The organism is Desulfomarina profundi, from assembly GCF_019703855.1.
Lineage (GTDB): Bacteria > Desulfobacterota > Desulfobulbia > Desulfobulbales > Desulfocapsaceae > Desulfomarina > Desulfomarina profundi.
The window spans coordinates 1,670,644-1,687,081 of record NZ_AP024086.1 but is presented as its reverse complement, the minus strand read 5'-3'; the positions used below and the strand labels follow the sequence as shown (position 1 = coordinate 1,687,081).

Genomic DNA, 16,438 nt, shown 5'->3' with positions numbered 1-16,438 from the left:
AAGGAGTATTTCTTGAACCATGAGGAAACTGTTTTTTCAATTTATTATCATTAATCTTGTATTCTGTCTCTGTCTTGTCAATGCAGCTGGAGTGCTTGCCTTTACAATTGGTGATGAGCGTGAGCTGGGAGAAAAACTGCTCTATTCTGTCCGGTCATCCTTTGACCTGATTGATGACCCGGATATATCGCAATACATTAATGATCTTGGTCAAAGTATTCTTGACGTTGCAGGAGTACAGTATTTTGACTATCATTTTTTTGTAATAAACAATAAGGAATTCAACGCGTTTGCGGCACCATCCGGGCTCATTTTTCTCCATTCCGGGTTAATTGGTACCATGCAGTCAGAAGATGAGCTTGTTTCCGTAATAGCCCATGAAATTGGTCATATTGTTAAACGACATCTGGCGTCCAGGGTAGAAAAGGGAAAATACACAAGCCTGGCAACCCTTGGTATGGCTGTGGCCGCTGTGGCTTTCGGAGGGACAGTCGCCCCTGTTCTTTTGACCGGGGCGCTGGCAACAGGGCAGAGTATCAATCTTCATTACAGCCGGATCGATGAGGAAGAGGCAGATCTGCTTGCTTTTGAATGGATGGAAAAAATGGGTAGAAATCCGCGGGGGCAGGTTAAAATGCTGGAAGCCATGCGCAGAATTGCCCGTTACAGAAGTGACAAGTTGCCCCAGTACCTGTTGACGCATCCTAATCCCGAGGCGAGACTTGAGTATATTCAGTCCCTGGTTGATATAGAAAAAGGCCAGCATATACAGCATCATTTTATGAAGGGAAATGATTTTGCCTTCATGCGGTTTAAATACAGAATTCTCTCACAGGTTAAAGATGCAACCAGATTGAAAGCTGCTCTGGCTTCAATTCTTGCGGATAAAAAAACATCCGAGTTTTCCCGTATCATGGCTGATTATGGTCTGTCACAGATTTCCCGCAAGGAAAATGATTATAGACATGCCCTGGAATATCTTCAAAAGGTCATTCAGTTTTTTCCGGATAAAACAATATTACTGACCGACAGGGGAATGATAGAATTTGATGAAGGCAGGTTGCAGGCTGCAAAACATACATTTGAAAATGTGTTACAGAAAAATAATCTCGATATGTATGCAACTTTTGCTCTGGCGAAAATCTATTATCGGCTTGGAATGACAGAACAGGCAAGAAACTACCTGCAAAGGGTTGTTGTTGAAATGCCGGAATATTCAGATGCTTATTTTCAATTGGGAAAAATTGCGGCCGATGAAAATCACGATGGTCTTTCCTCTTACTATCTGGGGAAGTTTTATCTTTATGAGGGCAAACTCAAATTCGCTAAAATGAGTTTTCGAAGCGCATTGAACAGTAAAGATCTTTCGCCAAAAATTCGCGAAGAAAGTACAAAATTATTAAAAAAAATAAAACAGTTGCGAAAATGATCAACGACCTAAATCCTGCACTTCGGGAACAAAGAAAAAATATTTATAATGTATAAAAAGATAGTTTTAATATTACAGTAGGGGCTGTACTACTCACTATTAGAGTGAGATTGTTTTTTCTTTATTCCCTTGCCCTGGGGGATTGGCAATTTTATCGAATCTACTTCGTTATCAAGTGCTTGAAGTATGTTAATACGTCTGCGCCCTTGATGCCTCGCATCTCCGAAAAACTTGCCAATTGCAGGATTTAGGAACGAATTAATCTGTATTTTCCATCAGTTCAGGCGACGGTGTATCCAAAGTTCCTGAATACTTCGTTTGTCAGACAGTAAAACTTTTGCAATGAGGTGATACAGTTTAACGATGTAAACTTCTTTCCAGTGTTTCCTCTCTTAATTCCCTGACTGAGTGACAGGAGAAAATTTTCTGCCTGATCCTGGAACTTCCCGGCAAGCCCTTGAAATATCTGCTGATGTGGTTCTTGATATACCCCAGAATACGGTCAGCCGGGAGGAACTGTTCTATAAGATCAAGATGTTCCAGTGCTGCTGATTTAATTTTTTCACAGGAATCCGGCCTGTTATTTCCGGAAAAAATCCAGGGGTTCCCCAGGGCTCCTCTGCCGATCATCACTGCGTCACATCCTGTGTCCTGCATCAGTTTCAGTCCTTCATCATAACTAAGAATGTCACCGTTTCCGATGACCGGAATTGCAACTGATTTCTTTATTTCAGCAAGAACAGTATGGTCGGCACTGCCTGAAAAACCCTGACTCCAAGTCCGACCATGAACGGCAATGGCTGATACACCTGCCTGTTCCGCCATACGGGCAAAGGTAACACCATTGATCTGTTTTGCATTGACCCCGCATCTGATTTTAACTGTGACGGGAAGATTGGTTGCACTGATCACCTTTTTTATAATCTGTTCTGCAAGCTGTGGTTCAGACATCAGTGCGGCCCCTGCTCCCCGCTTGGTCACTTTTTTAACGGGACATCCCATGTTAATATCAATCATGGCCGGGTGGTATTCAGTCATAATTGAAGCTGCTTCTGCCATAATATCGGGATCATTGCCAAAAAGCTGGAAAGAAACGGGTTGTTCCTCTTCAGTTGTCTGGAGCATTCCCAGTGTCTTTTTCTGTCTGTAGGTAATTCCGTGACAGCTGATCATTTCAGAAACACAATAGCCGGCACCGTACCTGCGACAGAGAAGGCGGAAGGGCAGATCTGTGTAGCCTGCAAGGGGGGCAAGTATAAACGGTGAATCAAGAGAGAAACCGGCAATCGTAACCATGAATGATGATCTCGTAAAAAGTCGTTCAACGTTCTCAGATGGACTCTGGAAAAACTTCGATATGCAAGGCGTGGTGGTGTCGTGTAAGCGCAGGCGTACATGGAGTACGTCGAGCATTACACGATCACCCCACAACGCAGTAGATCGGAGTTTTTACGAGTCCATCATGAATGAAATGGGAGATAATTACAGAAGACCAGTGTTCAAAAACGGGTCTGTTTTCAGGCCACCTTGAAAAATGGCTTTTTCGTCCGGTCTCTGCGTTACAGAAAAATGAAAAATGCTCACATATGCTCAATATGCTGCGCTTTTAAATTTTTCTATTCCTTGATCTCGAACGAAAATTCTAATTTTTCAGGGTACCCTTCAGTTGTAAACAGACCCGTTCTCAAAAAAAATTTACGGTTATTTTCAGAGCTGTGGAAGTCCGGAAATGGAGTTACGATAAATCTTCTGTGCCAGATCCTCAATGATGATATTCAATGCCTCGGTCTCATTGTCAGCATTTTCACTGGAAGATGTCCCACTCAGGTATTCCTGGGTCCAGACTTCATTCGGAATTTCAAGAAGAATTTTATTGGTGGCAATTTCTTTGAGAATATACCTGATCCGCAGGCGAACCTTTACCTCATTGGTAGTACTGTCAATACCATAGGAGAGGCTCGGCAAATCAATGGAAACAATTTCTCCGGCAAGAATAAGATCCGCATTTTTCTTGCTGTTAACAATGGAAATGGAGGATGATTTCTGGAACCATTTTGTAAGGGATCTGTAAATTTTGGAATGAAGATCCATTACGTTGGTACGGTTTTTCCATTCAGTTATATATATTGATCTGGCAGGTCCTGTATAGATATTCGGATTATGATATCCGCAGGAAACCATCAAAAATGTAACAATAAAAAGAACAGGCAGGAAGCGGTATACAGGTTTCACGTGTTTTCTCCTGGAATGTACGTGTTTGAAAAAAAGATGATATTAATGTCCGTCAAGAGTAGTCTCAAATGACGATATTAACAAGTTTCTTCTTTACGACAATTGTTTTTCGCACAGGCTTGTCTGCGATGAATTTCCGGGCATTTTCATCAGACATGGCCAGTTTTATGAGCTCCTCGTCACTGATATCCGGGTCCACCTGAAGCCGTGATCTTACCTTTCCCATAACCTGAACTACAATTGTCAGCAGTTCCTCTCTGGCGGCTTCTATGTCATATACAGGCCATGGCTGATCCTCGACACTCCCCGGGTTACCGGCAATTTCCCACATTTCTGCAGTGAAATGGGGCACCATGGGAGAAAGAAGAACGAGCAGGGTTGTGACTGATTCTTTTATAATCCCGGGTTCAACTTGGGATTCACCAGAGTCACCCACAAGGGATGAAAGGACATTGAACAGCTCCATCATGGCACTAATGGCCGTATTGAAATGGAAATTATTTTCAATCGTCTCGGTAACTCTTTTAATGGTCTGATGGGTTTTTCTGTTGAGAGCTTTTCCATCCGGACCTGGTTGGACAGGAATATCCTGATGCTGCACTAGTATGTCCCTGTGTGCAGAGATAAATCTGTACACCCTGTTTAAAAAACGGGAAGCACCTTCAACACCTTGGGCATTCCATTCCAGATCACGTTCAGGGGGCGCAGCAAAAAGACTGAAGAGACGGACTGTATCAGCACCATATTGTTGAACGAGATCATGTGGGTCGACAACATTTCCCTTGGACTTTGACATTTTGGAGCCATCTTTAATGACCATCCCCTGGGTGAGCAGATTGGTAAAAGGCTCGTCAATATCAAGGTAGCCGAGATCTCTTAAAACTTTGGTGAAGAAACGTGAATAGAGGAGATGAAGGATAGCGTGTTCCACGCCACCGATATACTGGTCTACGGGCAGCCAGTAAGAGGCTTTTTCCCTGTCCAGAGGCGCGTCGATAAAACGGGGGCAGGTGTATCTGGCAAAATACCATGAGGATTCCATAAAGGTATCCATGGTATCCGTTTCCCGTCTGGCTGCTGCTCCGCATTGAGGGCAGGTTGTTTTAATGAACGACTGCCTCTGGTGCAGGGGGGAACATGTTTCCCCTTTTGCATCTTCGGGAAGCAGGACTGGAAGCTCTTCACAGGCTACCGGCTGGACGCCGCATTTTTCACAATGTACCATGGGAATGGGGGCGCCCCAGTACCGCTGTCGGGAGATGCCCCAGTCCCGTAACCTGTAAGTGACATGGGGACCACCGAAGCCATGCTGTTCCGCGTAGGCGATGATTGCCGCCTGGGCTTTGACGGAATCCATTCCGGTGAATTCTCCCGAATCCACAAGGGTGCCCGGGAGGGTTGAGGCCGTTTCCATGGTTGCTGGATCGAGGATGGTGTCATCAGGCTGAACGACAGGTCGTATTTCCAGGTTGTATTTGCGGGCAAATTCAAAATCCCTTTCATCGTGGGCAGGTACGGCCATGACTGCTCCAGTGCCATATTCCATGAGAACAAAATTGGCAACATAGATTGGAATTTTTGAATTATCAAATGGATTAATACAGTATCTGCCGGTAAAAATACCGCGTTTTTCAGGCTCTTCCTCAATATTCCGGCGTTGTTTTTCTATGATGATTTCTTTTGCAAATTCTTTAACTTCATCTTCTTTTTCCGTGCCTTGGACAAGTTCTTCCAGGAGGGGATGTTCCGGTGCGATTGACATAAAGGTTACACCGAAAATAGTATCCGGCCGGGTGGTAAAAATAGGAATAGTCAGCTCGGAGCCATCCACGCTGAAATTGCAGGTGAGTCCGGTGGATTTACCGATCCAGTTTCGCTGCATGGTAATGACTTTTTCTGGCCAGCCTTTGAGAAGATCAAGGTCAGCAAGCAGTTCTTCGGCATAATCGGTAATTTTGAAGAACCAGCCGCTCATCTCTCTCGGATGGACAGCCTCGTCACAGCGCCAGCAGCATCCTTCAATGACCTGTTCGTTGGCAAGAACCGTCTGGCAGGTTTCACACCAGTTGACCTTGGTTTCCTTCTGGTAAACGATCCCCTTTTCGAACATTTCGATAAAGAGCAGCTGTTCCCATCGATAATATTCTGGATTACAGGTGGCAATTTCTCTTTGCCAGTCGTAGGAAAGGCCAAGTCTACGCAATTGTCTGCGCATGTAATCTATGTTGGAATAGGTCCAGTCAGCAGGATGGCTGTTGTTTTTCTGGGCTGCATTTTCTGCGGGCAAACCGAAAGCGTCCCACCCCATGGGGTGAAGGACATTAAAACCTCTCAATCTTTTATACCTGGCAATGACATCCCCGATGGAATAGTTCCTTACGTGGCCCATATGGATCCGGCCGGAAGGGTAGGGGAACATTTCCAGAACGTAATATTTCTCTTTTGTGCTCTTTTCATTGACCCGGTAGATTTTCTTCTCTTCCCATATTTTCTGCCATTTTTCTTCAATAGTGTTGAAATCGTATCTGCTGTCAGTTTTATGGTTCATCGTCATTTTGCGGCCTCAAAAAGCTTTCAGGTCGGCTGTACATTTTTCAAGCGGACCCTTTATAATGGGAAAATCAGTATCCTTCCTGTTCATCGTAGATACTCATGTTTTCAAACATGGTGAATTCTTTAATGAATGTCAACTTGGTGATCCCGGTGGGACCGTTTCTCTGTTTACCAATGATAATTTCAGCGATACCCCTGTCAGGGTTATCTTCCGACTTGTTATAAACCTCATCACGATAAATAAAACAGATAACATCGGCATCCTGCTCAATTGCCCCGGATTCTCTCAAATCAGACATCATGGGGCGCTTATCGGTTCTGCTTTCCAGACTACGATTGAGCTGGGAAAGGGCGATTACCGGAACATTATGCTCCTTTGCAAGAGCTTTCAGGGATCTGGAAATTTCACTGATCTCCTGGGTACGGTTTTCTATGGCTCCTCTTCCTCTCATCAGCTGGAGATAATCGACAATGATAAGCCCGATATCATGCTGAGCAGCCAGTCTTCGTACCTTTGCTCTCATTTCAAGTACGGAGATGGCAGGAGTGTCATCAATGAAAATGGGGGCCTCAGAGAGCATACCAACTGCCCGTGTCAGTTTTGCCCAGTCTTCTTTCTGCAGTTTGCCGGTTCGGATTCGCTGGGAGTCTATACGTCCCGCAGAACTGAGAAGACGCATGACAAGCTGCTCCTTTGACATTTCCAGGCTGAAAACCGCGACACCGGTTTTTTCGACCAGAGCAGCATTCTGGGCAATATTCATGGCGAACGAAGTTTTTCCCATGGAAGGTCTGGCGGCAACGATAATCAGATCAGATGGTTGCAGCCCCGCAGTCATCCTGTCAATGTCAATATATCCGGTGGGAACCCCTGTTATCAGCTCCTTTCTCTGGTACAGCTGTTCGACTGTTGCAAAGGCTTCGGGACTATAGATTTAATTGGAGTGAAATTTTGTCCGCTTTTTTTGCCGGCAATATCAAAAATCGCCTGTTCCGCCTGATCCACGAGGATATCAATGTCGTTCTGTTCCTCATAGCATCTGGCGGCAATGTCTGTATTTACTTCTATCAATTTACGGAGAATTGATTTTTCCCTGATAATTTTAGCGTAGCTGGAGATGTTCGAAGTGACGGGGACAATTGAAGTAAGAGTGGCAAGATATGTGGCTCCTCCCGCTTCTTCAAGTCGGTTGGTGTCACGAAGAAGATTTGATACAGTCAGAACATCCTGTGGTTCGTTCTTCTCAAAAAGATCAATCATCACCTCGAAAATGAGTTTGTGACCATCTTTATAAAAGTCTTCCGGTTTTAAAATTTCAAGGACTTTGCCAAAAGTATCGGCTTTGAGAAGAATTGAGCCGAGAACAGCCTGTTCAGCCTCAACATTCTGAGGGGGCATTCTGCCGGCAACTATCTGGCCGCGGGGTTGATCCATAGTAAAATATTCTTCCATTTGGCAGAGTAAGTGGGACTTAATAAAGAAACAAAAACACACCATGAAGGAAGAACCTTAAGGTGTGTTTTTTATTATATGTCTGGAAGTTCTGTTGCGGTTTTACACTTCCATAAGGACCTGACTGTCTGCTCTCTCACGAGAGTACCAGGAGACGAAGTAATGTCAACTGAAACCTGCTTGAGTGCAGGTCAGAGGTTTAGATTGTCTTAAAGCCTATTCTTTTGCCTGCAGAGGAACAACCTTGACAGTGATTTCAGCGGTCATCTGAAACCCGACTTTAACCTGAACTTTTGTTTCTCCAAGGGTTTTTATCGGATCTGTCAGGAGAATCTGCCGTTTATCCAGATTAACGTTCAAATCAGCCAGTTTCTCACAGATATCCGCATTTGTGACTGAGCCGAAGAGTCGCTCATCATCTCCAGCAAGCTGCTCAATTTCAATATTGAGTGCTGAAATCTTTTTGGCTGTTTTTTCGGCAAGTTTCTGCTCTTTTTCAAGTTTAGCCTCAATTGCTGCCCTGTTCCTGGCAAGTATGGCAAGATTCTGCTCATTGGCCAACATGGCCTTCCCCTGGGGCAACAGGTAATTTCTTCCATACCCGTCTTTAACGGTAACAACATCACCTTCACGCCCAAGGGAGCTGATCGTTTCTTTTAAAATGAGTTCCATTTTTAAACTCCTGTATATGTGTGCTTATAATCCGACTAAAACGAGTTTTATCACTTTTGGTTGTCTGTGAGTCGGGTTAAAACGTGTTGAATTTTTTTAACATGACCAGAGTCGTACACAGCTTCGGCCTGTTATTTTAATCACCGGGTTCTTCAGGTTTTTGATGCAGTTTACGGAAATCCAGCCAGATGTCACCAATACCGACAACGAGGAGTAGAACCGTACCAAAAGACTGAAAGATTATCATAATATAAAAAAATGACCTGAAAAAAATAGGAATATTCCATTTTTCCAGGAAAAATACAGCAATTGAAAGACCTTGAAAACAATATATTATACTCAAAAGAATTAGAACATTGATCCCGAAACTCCTCATGGGCGATGTCGGTACCAGAATGATCATTCCTGAAATAATGACGATCCAGATAAGTTTATCCGGGAGCTGCCAGTAACGATATTGTTCCCAGGGCGCCCAGCCACATGTCCGTGTCACCAGTTTGTTGCCGGAAACCATGGTGAACCATGTTATCAATAAAATAAAGCTGCCAAGCATGGCAGGCATTATTACCGGTATAATAACCTTCATCTGCTGCAGTGTGGTTTCAAGCAGCAGTAGCGAATCCGAACTGATGTTTTCACTGGTTCTGTAATATTGCAGTGCCTCTCCAATTCCTTTATCAAGTGTGAGTAGCAGTTGAGCGTAAAAGGAAGTCTCTGCTCCTATGGACAGACCAGCAAATGCCAGAATCCAGCATGCGGCAAGAACAAGTACGCCTTTCAGGCCGCTGATTGCTGGAGATTCCCTGCGTCGAGCTGATTGAATAAGAACATAACTCACCGGCAACAAGGAGACCGACAGGAGAAAAAAATCGACCCGACGGGCCAGCAGGTAAATCAGAAGAGCCAGTGCCAGCGAAGAAAGAACCATTCTGTTGCCGGAACGTATTCCATATCTGCCGAGCAGATAAAAGACACACACAGGAAGCAGCATATGCAGCCAGCCGAAGAGTGTCCATTGCAGTCCGGGCAGTACCAGTGCAATCGAAAAAAGAAGAATATTTCTCAGTATACTTCTGATTTCCGGATTTTCTGTGCTACCCTCACTCACATTGTGCCCCTGTCTTTCTAATTCTGTGAAGACCCGGAATAGGGCAGAAAAGCAATCTGTCTGGCCCGTTTGATGGCTTCACACAGCTGACGCTGATGGGTTGCGCATGTTCCGAGAATTCGTCGTGGAATAATCTTTCCCCTCTCAGAGACAAAATTACGTAGAGTTTTTACATCCTTGTAATCGATAGTAAGTTCTTTGTCCGCGCAGAAGCGGCAGACTTTTTTCCTTGAGAATAATTTTTTTTGTGGTCGTTGTGCCATAATCAAGCCCTCTCTATGGGGTATTATTTGAAAAGAATTAACTTATTCAGCGGTTTTTTCGCCTTTGTCCTCGTCGTCTGTCTTTGAGTCCTCAGGTTTTTTTTCTGGTTCATCGGCTTCAGGAGTCCCTTCTGCGGCGGGAACATTTTCCCGGGCTGAAATCTCCTCAACAGCCTGCTGAATCTGTTCATCTGAGATTGAATCGGCCAGTTTTATGGTCAAATATTTTAAAACAGAGTCATCGATTCTAAATTTTCTCTCGATTTCGGAGACTGCAGCGGGAGTAGTCGCGTAATTGCAGTAAACGTAATACCCAAGACTCTCTTTTTTGATGAGATAGGCAAGTTTTTTCATGCCCCATTTGTTGAGGTCAATAACAGTTCCACCTTCATCTGTTATGATCTGACCAACATAATCAACTACCTTGTTGATCTCCTCTTCCCCAAGATTCGGGCGAAGAATATAAATTGTTTCATATCTGCGCATCAGTTCCTCCTTATGGACTGTAATTTGTTTGCGGAGCGCTTCCGCAGTTCTCGGCCCGTGTTCACAGTGTATCTATGAACCACGAGCAAGAAGGGCAGCAGGGATTGCTGCATAAATAAATTGCCTAACGATAAAAACTGCGTATAATACAATTAGGAGGGATTGGTGTCAATTGATTTTTCTTTTTCTTCGGCCTTGATTTTTTCCCATTGTTTTTTGAGATCATTCTCATTTTCATAGGGCTTTCCAGCAAAAACATGGGGGTGTCGTCTGATAAGTTTTTCGTTAATCGATTCTGCAACAGTGGAAAAATCAAATCGACCTTTTTCCCGATTGATTTCAGTTATCATCATAACAAGATAAAGAAGGTCCCCAAGCTCCTCGCACATGTTGGAATAATCCTCGTGTTCAACAGCACTGATGAGTTCCTCCATCTCTTCCCGCAGGTATGGGATTAAAGAAGATTCAGTCTGTCGTCTGTCCCAGGGACATCCGTTTTCAGATCGAAGTCGCCTGATTGTTGCTGCAAGAAGATTGAGGTTGTTTTTCATGGTAGATCACATTGCGCTTCTAACTTGAATAACTTGTTTAAATGAGAAAGGATCGAATTAGAGATATTGATAATTAAGCATAATTCTTCTCAGTAAAGCAAAAAATTTGTTGACTTTCTTGCTTTGACAAACTAATAGAAATTGCAGAAATCTGTTGTCAGGTTTTGAAAATGGCAACTGAATTCTTCCAACATAGATATAACAGATATGTACAATGTATCAAAGTGCCACCTGATCTGTCCCATTCATTTTTGAATAATTGCGAGGAGAAACGACAGACATGTGGCATATATTTAATCACCGGTCAAGATAAACCGGGTAATACTAAACATAATTGAGGGTTGATTATGGAAGATGAAAAGAAACAGAAAATATTATTGGAAAAACATAAGGACATCGCCAGGATTGACCAGGAATCCAAAAGGACTCATGGGTGGTATGTCCGGGTAAGATTTCTTGGAAAAACCCATTCGAAGTTTTTTTCCGATAAAAAATGTGGTGGAAGATATTCAAGTCTGCTTTCCGCAATCTCATGGCGCGATAAAACCGAGAAGAAACTTGGCAAGGTCAGGACCAATAAGCATATGGTTACCGTGAGTAATTCAGGAACTGGTGTTGTTGGTGTACGCTTGAATGAAAAACTCAACAGATATGAAGTGAGTTGGGTAACCCACCAGGGGAAACAGGGTAAAACTTCAGTATCGATAAACAAGCATGGCAAAAAAGCTGCTTTTCTGCGGGCGTGCTCCATTCGTCAGGAGAAGGAAAAAGCTCGCCTTGAATATTCATCATAGCAATACACCTGAATTCGTGTTGATTTTGTAACTGTATTTTTATAAATAAGGTGAAAAACGGTAAAAATACTGACTGTCACAGGGTGAAAAATCACTTGTCACTCTGAGGGTGTTTACGGATTCAGGATATATTTTAAAGCTTCCTTTTTAAAATGTCCTGATTGATCTCCAGAGAAATCAATCAGGACATTTTTTTGCAGATCAATTTCCTGATTGACAAATCTGTTGATATGCCGTTTATTCCCTCGAAATAAAATAATATTGTAAATAATATTTTTATATTGTTGCCTGTCACCCATTTGACACAGGCAGGTTGGAGATGATACCGAATGAATGGGCATATTTCTGCATAAACAGAGTTTTGTAAGTAATCGGAAAAATATATTGACAAATAGGACGAAAATGGTTTTAATTGTCTGTTATTGTGCCGATTTGTTGGTTGTGAGCGTTTGAAGAATTCACTCTAAGAGGTTTATATAATGTATGCTATAGTACGTACTGGTGGAAAACAGTATCAGGTTGCCTGTGGTGATCAGGTTCGTGTTGAAAAACTTGAAGGCAATGTCGGGGACAGTGTTGATTTAAGTGATGTTCTCATGGTAGTTGATGGTGAAGAAGTCAAGATAGGACGTCCTCTTCTGGAAAATGCCAAAGTGACCGCAACAATCGCCGAGCAGGGAAAAGGTAAGAAAATTATAGTATTTAAAAAGAAAAGACGTAAGGGTTACCGCTTGAAGAAAGGTCACAGGCAAGCATATACTGCCTTGAAAATTGAAGCGATAACCGCTTAAAATAATAAAACTGTAAATTAGAGTAATCAGTACCAGAGGTACTGTCTTCGTCATCCGTAAGGAGTAGAAAATGGCTCATAAAAAAGCAGGTGGTAGTTCAAGGAACGGTCGTGACAGTATCGGTCAGCGGCGTGGTGTAAAGCGTTTCGGTGGTCAGATCGTAAAAGCTGGAAACATACTTGTAAGACAGGTTGGAACAAAAATTCATCCAGGTACGAATGTAGGCTGTGGGCGGGATTATACTCTTTTCGCCAAAGTGGATGGTGTTGTGACCTTTGAGGATTTCGGGAAAAATAAAAAGAGGGTCAGTGTTTATCCCCAGGCCTGATCTTTCGCAGAACTTTTTTCTGGACTTGTGAGAGTCCCTGAATAAATGAACTCGACCTTACTGTACTCAAGGTCGAGTTTTTTTTTGCTCAACTTGAATCTGAAAGCAGTTGATGGTGGTATTGAATGGGTTTTATTGATGAAGCTAAATTTTTTGTGAAAGCTGGAGATGGCGGCAATGGCTGTGTCAGTTTTCGTCGTGAAAAGTTCGTGCCAAAAGGTGGCCCCAATGGTGGTGACGGTGGTCGTGGGGGCAATGTGATTATCAGGGCCGATAAATCGGTAAATTCTCTGATTGATTTTCGATATAGATCCCATTTCAAGGCCGAGCGTGGCAGCAATGGTCAGGGCAAAGATATGCATGGTCGTAAAGGAAAGGACTGCATTATTGTCGTTCCTGCCGGTTCAATTATTAAAGACAGTGAAACCGGTGAGTTCATAAAAGACCTGACTGAAGACGGTGAAGAACTTCTGGTGGCTGCCGGCGGAAAGGGCGGCTTTGGAAACCCTCGTTTTGCCAGTGGTTCCAATCGTACTCCAAGAATTGCAACAAAGGGCAAGCCGGGTGAGGAAAAATGGTTGAAGATCGAATTAAAGCTCATAGCTGATATTGGTCTTGTTGGGTTGCCTAACGCCGGCAAATCAACATTGCTTTCCAGACTGTCCGCTGCAAATCCTAAAATTGCCAGTTACCCCTTCACTACCCTTGAACCACAATTGGGGGTCATGCACTTCAAGTACCATGAATCCTGTATTATTGCCGATATTCCCGGGTTGGTTGAAGGGGCACATCAGGGTGTTGGTCTTGGTCACAAATTCTTAAGACATATTGAAAGAACCAGTATTATTCTCCATATTGTCGATATGGCTGATGAACTCTGCAGGGAAAACTTTGTCACGATAGAAAAGGAGCTTAATTATTTTAAGGAAGAACTTGCAGATCGGACGCGGATAATTGTGCTTAATAAATGTGATCTTGTTGATGAAGAGAGACAAAAAGAATTAAGAGAGCATTTTACCGATAAAAATCAAAATGTTATTGTTTTGTCTTGCGAATCAGGTCGTGGAATTGATAATCTGGTTGAAAAACTTGAAGAAATTCTGGAATTCCAGGACAGTGATTTTTCAGGATAAGGCTACTACACTCTTACTGGGTCTATTGAGTTACACTTTTTGAAAGCATCATGAAAAACCAAATTGACAGAGAAGAAGGATTATATTTCAGGCAAACTCTTTTTGACAAGGCCAGGCGTGTAGTTGTAAAGGTCGGCAGTGCTATTCTTACAGCAGAAGACGGAATGGATTACGACGTTATACAGAATCTGGCAAGGGAGATATCTTTTCTCCATAACAGTGGACGAGAGGTTATTCTTGTCACTTCCGGTGCCGTGGCCGCGGGAAGAAAAAAGCTCGACTTTTCAGATAAACCTGCATGGTCGGACCAAGCAGTCCGGTCACAGAAAACTGATGAAAAAGCGACTGGGGTCAAACAACCCACTACAACGAGATTTTCCGATAAAAATCTTTCAATAAAAGAAAAACAGGCTCTGGCAGCAATCGGTCAATCCTGTCTTATGCATCTATACGATGAGGCTTTTGACAACCACGATAAAAAAATTGCCCAGATTCTATTGACCCATTCCGATCTTTCGAGTCGATCCAGATATTTGAATGTAAGAAATACAATCCTTACCCTCTTTAAACTCGGCGTTATTCCAGTCGTAAATGAAAATGACACTGTTTCAACCGAGGAATTAAAATTCAGTGACAATGATAATCTCGGGGCACTTGTGGCCAATCTCATTGAAGCTGATATGTTTATCTGTCTGACAGATGTCGATGCACTCTATGATGCTGACCCCCAGCAGGATTCTACCGCAAAACCTGTCTACACCGTTTCCGAGATTACACCGGAAATTGAAGCAATGGCTGGCAACAGCAAAAGCGCACTGGGAACAGGCGGCATGCAGAGTAAGATAAATGCTGTAAAAATGGTTGCCGCCGGCGGCGGGAGCTCATTTATTGGCCCCGGTAAAAAAAGAGACATTCTGCAACATCTGTTTTCCGGAGAAATGGTTGGGACATTTTTCTTGCCTCAACAGGAAAAAATGCAGAGTCGCAAGAGGTGGATTGCCTATGTTCTCAAGCCCAAGGGAACCCTGGTTCTCGATAAAGGTGCCTGTGCTGCAGTCTCTGAAAATGGAAAAAGCCTGCTTCCCTCAGGGGTGATCGGACTTGTTGGTGAGTTTGAGATTGGGGATTCCGTAGTTTGTGTCGATGAAGATGGAACAAAAATAGCGGTTGGACTAGTCAATTACGCTTCCGGCGATCTTTTTAGAATCAAAGGGTTGCGGACAGATAAAATTGAACAGGTTCTTGGATACAAGGATGTTGATGAAATTATGCATCGAGATAATCTTGTAGTGTTGTAGCCTATTATGAACAATGAAAGTCTGATCTACGGTAAGTACCAGGTGTGGAGGAGACTCTCATATTGCCCAAGAGGAACACGAAAATACGATGACACTGAAAAACACCGTAATTGATATAGCTGAAAAGGCAAGAAAAGGTTCCTATTCCTTGATGTCTCTGTCAACCGGGAAAAAAAACCAGGTTTTGCAGAAAATTGCACAATTACTTATTGAAGAAAAAAAATATATTCAGGGCGAAAATAGAAAGGATATTGCGGCTGGAGAGGAAAAGGGGCTTTCTCCGGCGATGCTGGACAGACTGACCCTGTCAGATTCCATTATTGAATCCATGGTCAGCGGGCTTGCGGAAATTTGCAGCCTGCCTGATCCTGTTGGAAAATTTGATGGACTTGTCAAGAGACCAAATGGGCTCCTGGTCGGGAGAATGTCTGTTCCCCTTGGTGTTATCGCCATGATATATGAATCGAGACCGAACGTGACCATCGATGCGGCTGCTCTCTGCCTGAAAGCCGGGAACAGTGTAATCCTCCGTGGCGGTTCAGAGGCGATACATTCAAATCTTGCCCTGGCAACAGTATTACAGAAAGCCCTGGATGATCAGGGTGTTGACAGGGACTGTATTCAGGTCATTCCGGTGACTGACCGTGAAGCCGTCAATCATCTTCTGACTCTTGAGGAACAGATAGACCTTGTCATTCCCAGGGGCGGAGAAGGGCTTATCCGGTTTGTCTGCAACAATTCATCCATTCCTGTTTTAAAACACTATAAAGGTGTTTGCCATATCTATGTGGATAAAGATGGAGATCTTGAAAAAGCGATACCTGTTATTTTGAATTCAAAAACCCACCGACCTGGAGTATGTAATGCCTTGGAGGGATTGCTTATTCACAAATCAATTGCGGAAAAATTCATTCCCCTGATTGCCGATTCCCTGGGTGAAAAAGGAGTGAAAATGCTTGGTTGTCCGAGCAGTGTCGCCCTTTCTTCAGATATTGTTCCTGCAGGTCCCGATGATTGGGGCAGAGAATTCCTTGATCTGACTCTCTGCGTCAAAATAGTTGAAGGATTCGATGAAGCAAAAGAGTATATCAGAAAGTATGGCTCCCAGCATACCGAGTCAATTATTACGGAAAATTATACAACTGCCCAGAGATTTATTAATGAGATTGATGCATCGGCTGTAATGGTCAACAGCTCCACCCGATTTAATGACGGAGGTCAATTAGGACTTGGTGCGGAAATCGGTATCAGTACAACAAAACTTCATGCCTATGGACCGATGGGACTGGATGAATTAACCACTAAGAAATTTGTGGTATATGGACAGGGGCAGGTCAGGGTGTGAAA

15 protein-coding genes and 1 pseudogene are annotated in these 16,438 nt (G+C 43.4%); 7 read left to right on the top strand and 9 right to left on the bottom strand.

Going from position 1 to position 16,438, the window contains the following annotated elements; genetic code table 11:
- Positions 1-19: 19 nt before the first annotated feature.
- Positions 20-1,429, top strand: coding sequence for a M48 family metallopeptidase (locus tag LO777_RS07815; protein WP_228856955.1), 1,410 nt, complete (start codon positions 20-22; stop codon positions 1,427-1,429).
- A 357-nt stretch (positions 1,430-1,786) separates the two neighbouring features.
- Here LO777_RS07815 and dusB read toward each other — a convergent pair whose 3' ends face one another.
- The 9 genes and pseudogenes from dusB to LO777_RS07770 all read right to left on the bottom strand — a co-directional run bounded on the left by dusB (position 1,787) and on the right by LO777_RS07770 (position 10,747).
- Positions 1,787-2,725: a tRNA dihydrouridine synthase DusB gene (gene dusB / locus LO777_RS07810; protein ID WP_228856954.1), complete on the bottom strand. Its 939-nt coding sequence runs from the start codon at positions 2,723-2,725 to the stop codon at positions 1,787-1,789.
- Between the two features lie 411 nt (positions 2,726-3,136).
- The gene (lptE, locus tag LO777_RS07805; protein WP_228856953.1) at positions 3,137-3,661 is read right to left on the bottom strand and encodes an LPS assembly lipoprotein LptE; all 525 of its coding nucleotides are present in this window, start codon (positions 3,659-3,661) and stop codon (positions 3,137-3,139) included.
- A gap of 64 nt (positions 3,662-3,725) precedes the next feature.
- Positions 3,726-6,209, bottom strand: coding sequence for a leucine--tRNA ligase (gene leuS, locus LO777_RS07800; RefSeq protein WP_228857351.1), 2,484 nt, complete (start codon positions 6,207-6,209; stop codon positions 3,726-3,728).
- A gap of 73 nt (positions 6,210-6,282) precedes the next feature.
- Positions 6,283-7,649, bottom strand: a pseudogene (gene dnaB / locus LO777_RS20990) (replicative DNA helicase).
- A 234-nt stretch (positions 7,650-7,883) separates the two neighbouring features.
- Entirely contained in the window at positions 7,884-8,339 is a 456-nt protein-coding gene (rplI, locus tag LO777_RS07790) for a 50S ribosomal protein L9 (protein ID WP_228856952.1), read from the bottom strand.
- A 136-nt stretch (positions 8,340-8,475) separates the two neighbouring features.
- On the bottom strand, positions 8,476-9,447 hold the full coding sequence (locus LO777_RS07785) for a DUF2232 domain-containing protein (RefSeq protein ID WP_228856951.1): 972 nt from the start codon (positions 9,445-9,447) through the stop codon (positions 8,476-8,478).
- A gap of 17 nt (positions 9,448-9,464) precedes the next feature.
- Entirely contained in the window at positions 9,465-9,710 is a 246-nt protein-coding gene (rpsR, locus tag LO777_RS07780; RefSeq protein ID WP_228856950.1) for a 30S ribosomal protein S18, read from the bottom strand.
- Between the two features lie 42 nt (positions 9,711-9,752).
- Entirely contained in the window at positions 9,753-10,196 is a 444-nt protein-coding gene (rpsF, locus tag LO777_RS07775; RefSeq protein ID WP_228856949.1) for a 30S ribosomal protein S6, read from the bottom strand.
- A gap of 152 nt (positions 10,197-10,348) precedes the next feature.
- Complete coding sequence (locus tag LO777_RS07770; RefSeq protein ID WP_228856948.1) at positions 10,349-10,747, bottom strand: MazG nucleotide pyrophosphohydrolase domain-containing protein; 399 nt, start codon at positions 10,745-10,747, stop codon at positions 10,349-10,351.
- Between the two features lie 347 nt (positions 10,748-11,094).
- On the opposite strand from LO777_RS07770, the gene LO777_RS07765 reads away from it, so the two are divergent.
- From LO777_RS07765 to LO777_RS07740, 6 genes are all read left to right on the top strand, one after another.
- Positions 11,095-11,541, top strand: coding sequence for an AP2 domain-containing protein (locus LO777_RS07765; protein WP_228856947.1), 447 nt, complete (start codon positions 11,095-11,097; stop codon positions 11,539-11,541).
- A gap of 479 nt (positions 11,542-12,020) precedes the next feature.
- Entirely contained in the window at positions 12,021-12,332 is a 312-nt protein-coding gene (rplU, locus tag LO777_RS07760) for a 50S ribosomal protein L21 (RefSeq protein WP_228856946.1), read from the top strand.
- 70 nt (positions 12,333-12,402) lie between these two features.
- A complete protein-coding gene (gene rpmA / locus LO777_RS07755) occupies positions 12,403-12,660 on the top strand; it encodes a 50S ribosomal protein L27 (RefSeq protein WP_228856945.1) in 258 nt (85 codons plus the stop codon).
- 125 nt (positions 12,661-12,785) lie between these two features.
- Positions 12,786-13,793, top strand: coding sequence for a GTPase ObgE (gene obgE, locus LO777_RS07750; RefSeq protein WP_228856944.1), 1,008 nt, complete (start codon positions 12,786-12,788; stop codon positions 13,791-13,793).
- A gap of 50 nt (positions 13,794-13,843) precedes the next feature.
- On the top strand, positions 13,844-15,091 hold the full coding sequence (proB, locus tag LO777_RS07745; protein WP_228856943.1) for a glutamate 5-kinase: 1,248 nt from the start codon (positions 13,844-13,846) through the stop codon (positions 15,089-15,091).
- 88 nt (positions 15,092-15,179) lie between these two features.
- On the top strand, positions 15,180-16,436 hold the full coding sequence (locus tag LO777_RS07740) for a glutamate-5-semialdehyde dehydrogenase (RefSeq protein ID WP_228856942.1): 1,257 nt from the start codon (positions 15,180-15,182) through the stop codon (positions 16,434-16,436).
- Positions 16,437-16,438 lie beyond the last annotated feature (2 nt).

Excerpts from the sequence above, each read along its gene's own strand:
- LO777_RS07815 (WP_228856955.1), top strand. The coding sequence starts at position 20 with ATGAGGAAACTGTTTTTTCAATTTATTATCATTAATCTTGTATTCTGT.
- dusB (WP_228856954.1), bottom strand. The coding sequence starts at position 2,725 with ATGGTTACGATTGCCGGTTTCTCTCTTGATTCACCGTTTATACTTGCC.
- leuS (WP_228857351.1), bottom strand. The coding sequence starts at position 6,209 with ATGAACCATAAAACTGACAGCAGATACGATTTCAACACTATTGAAGAA.
- rplI (WP_228856952.1), bottom strand. The coding sequence starts at position 8,339 with ATGGAACTCATTTTAAAAGAAACGATCAGCTCCCTTGGGCGTGAAGGT.
- rpsR (WP_228856950.1), bottom strand. The coding sequence starts at position 9,710 with ATGGCACAACGACCACAAAAAAAATTATTCTCAAGGAAAAAAGTCTGC.
- rpsF (WP_228856949.1), bottom strand. The coding sequence starts at position 10,196 with ATGCGCAGATATGAAACAATTTATATTCTTCGCCCGAATCTTGGGGAA.
- LO777_RS07770 (WP_228856948.1), bottom strand. The coding sequence starts at position 10,747 with ATGAAAAACAACCTCAATCTTCTTGCAGCAACAATCAGGCGACTTCGA.
- LO777_RS07765 (WP_228856947.1), top strand. The coding sequence starts at position 11,095 with ATGGAAGATGAAAAGAAACAGAAAATATTATTGGAAAAACATAAGGAC.
- rplU (WP_228856946.1), top strand. The coding sequence starts at position 12,021 with ATGTATGCTATAGTACGTACTGGTGGAAAACAGTATCAGGTTGCCTGT.
- rpmA (WP_228856945.1), top strand. The coding sequence starts at position 12,403 with ATGGCTCATAAAAAAGCAGGTGGTAGTTCAAGGAACGGTCGTGACAGT.
- obgE (WP_228856944.1), top strand. The coding sequence starts at position 12,786 with ATGGGTTTTATTGATGAAGCTAAATTTTTTGTGAAAGCTGGAGATGGC.
- proB (WP_228856943.1), top strand. The coding sequence starts at position 13,844 with ATGAAAAACCAAATTGACAGAGAAGAAGGATTATATTTCAGGCAAACT.
- LO777_RS07740 (WP_228856942.1), top strand. The coding sequence starts at position 15,180 with ATGACACTGAAAAACACCGTAATTGATATAGCTGAAAAGGCAAGAAAA.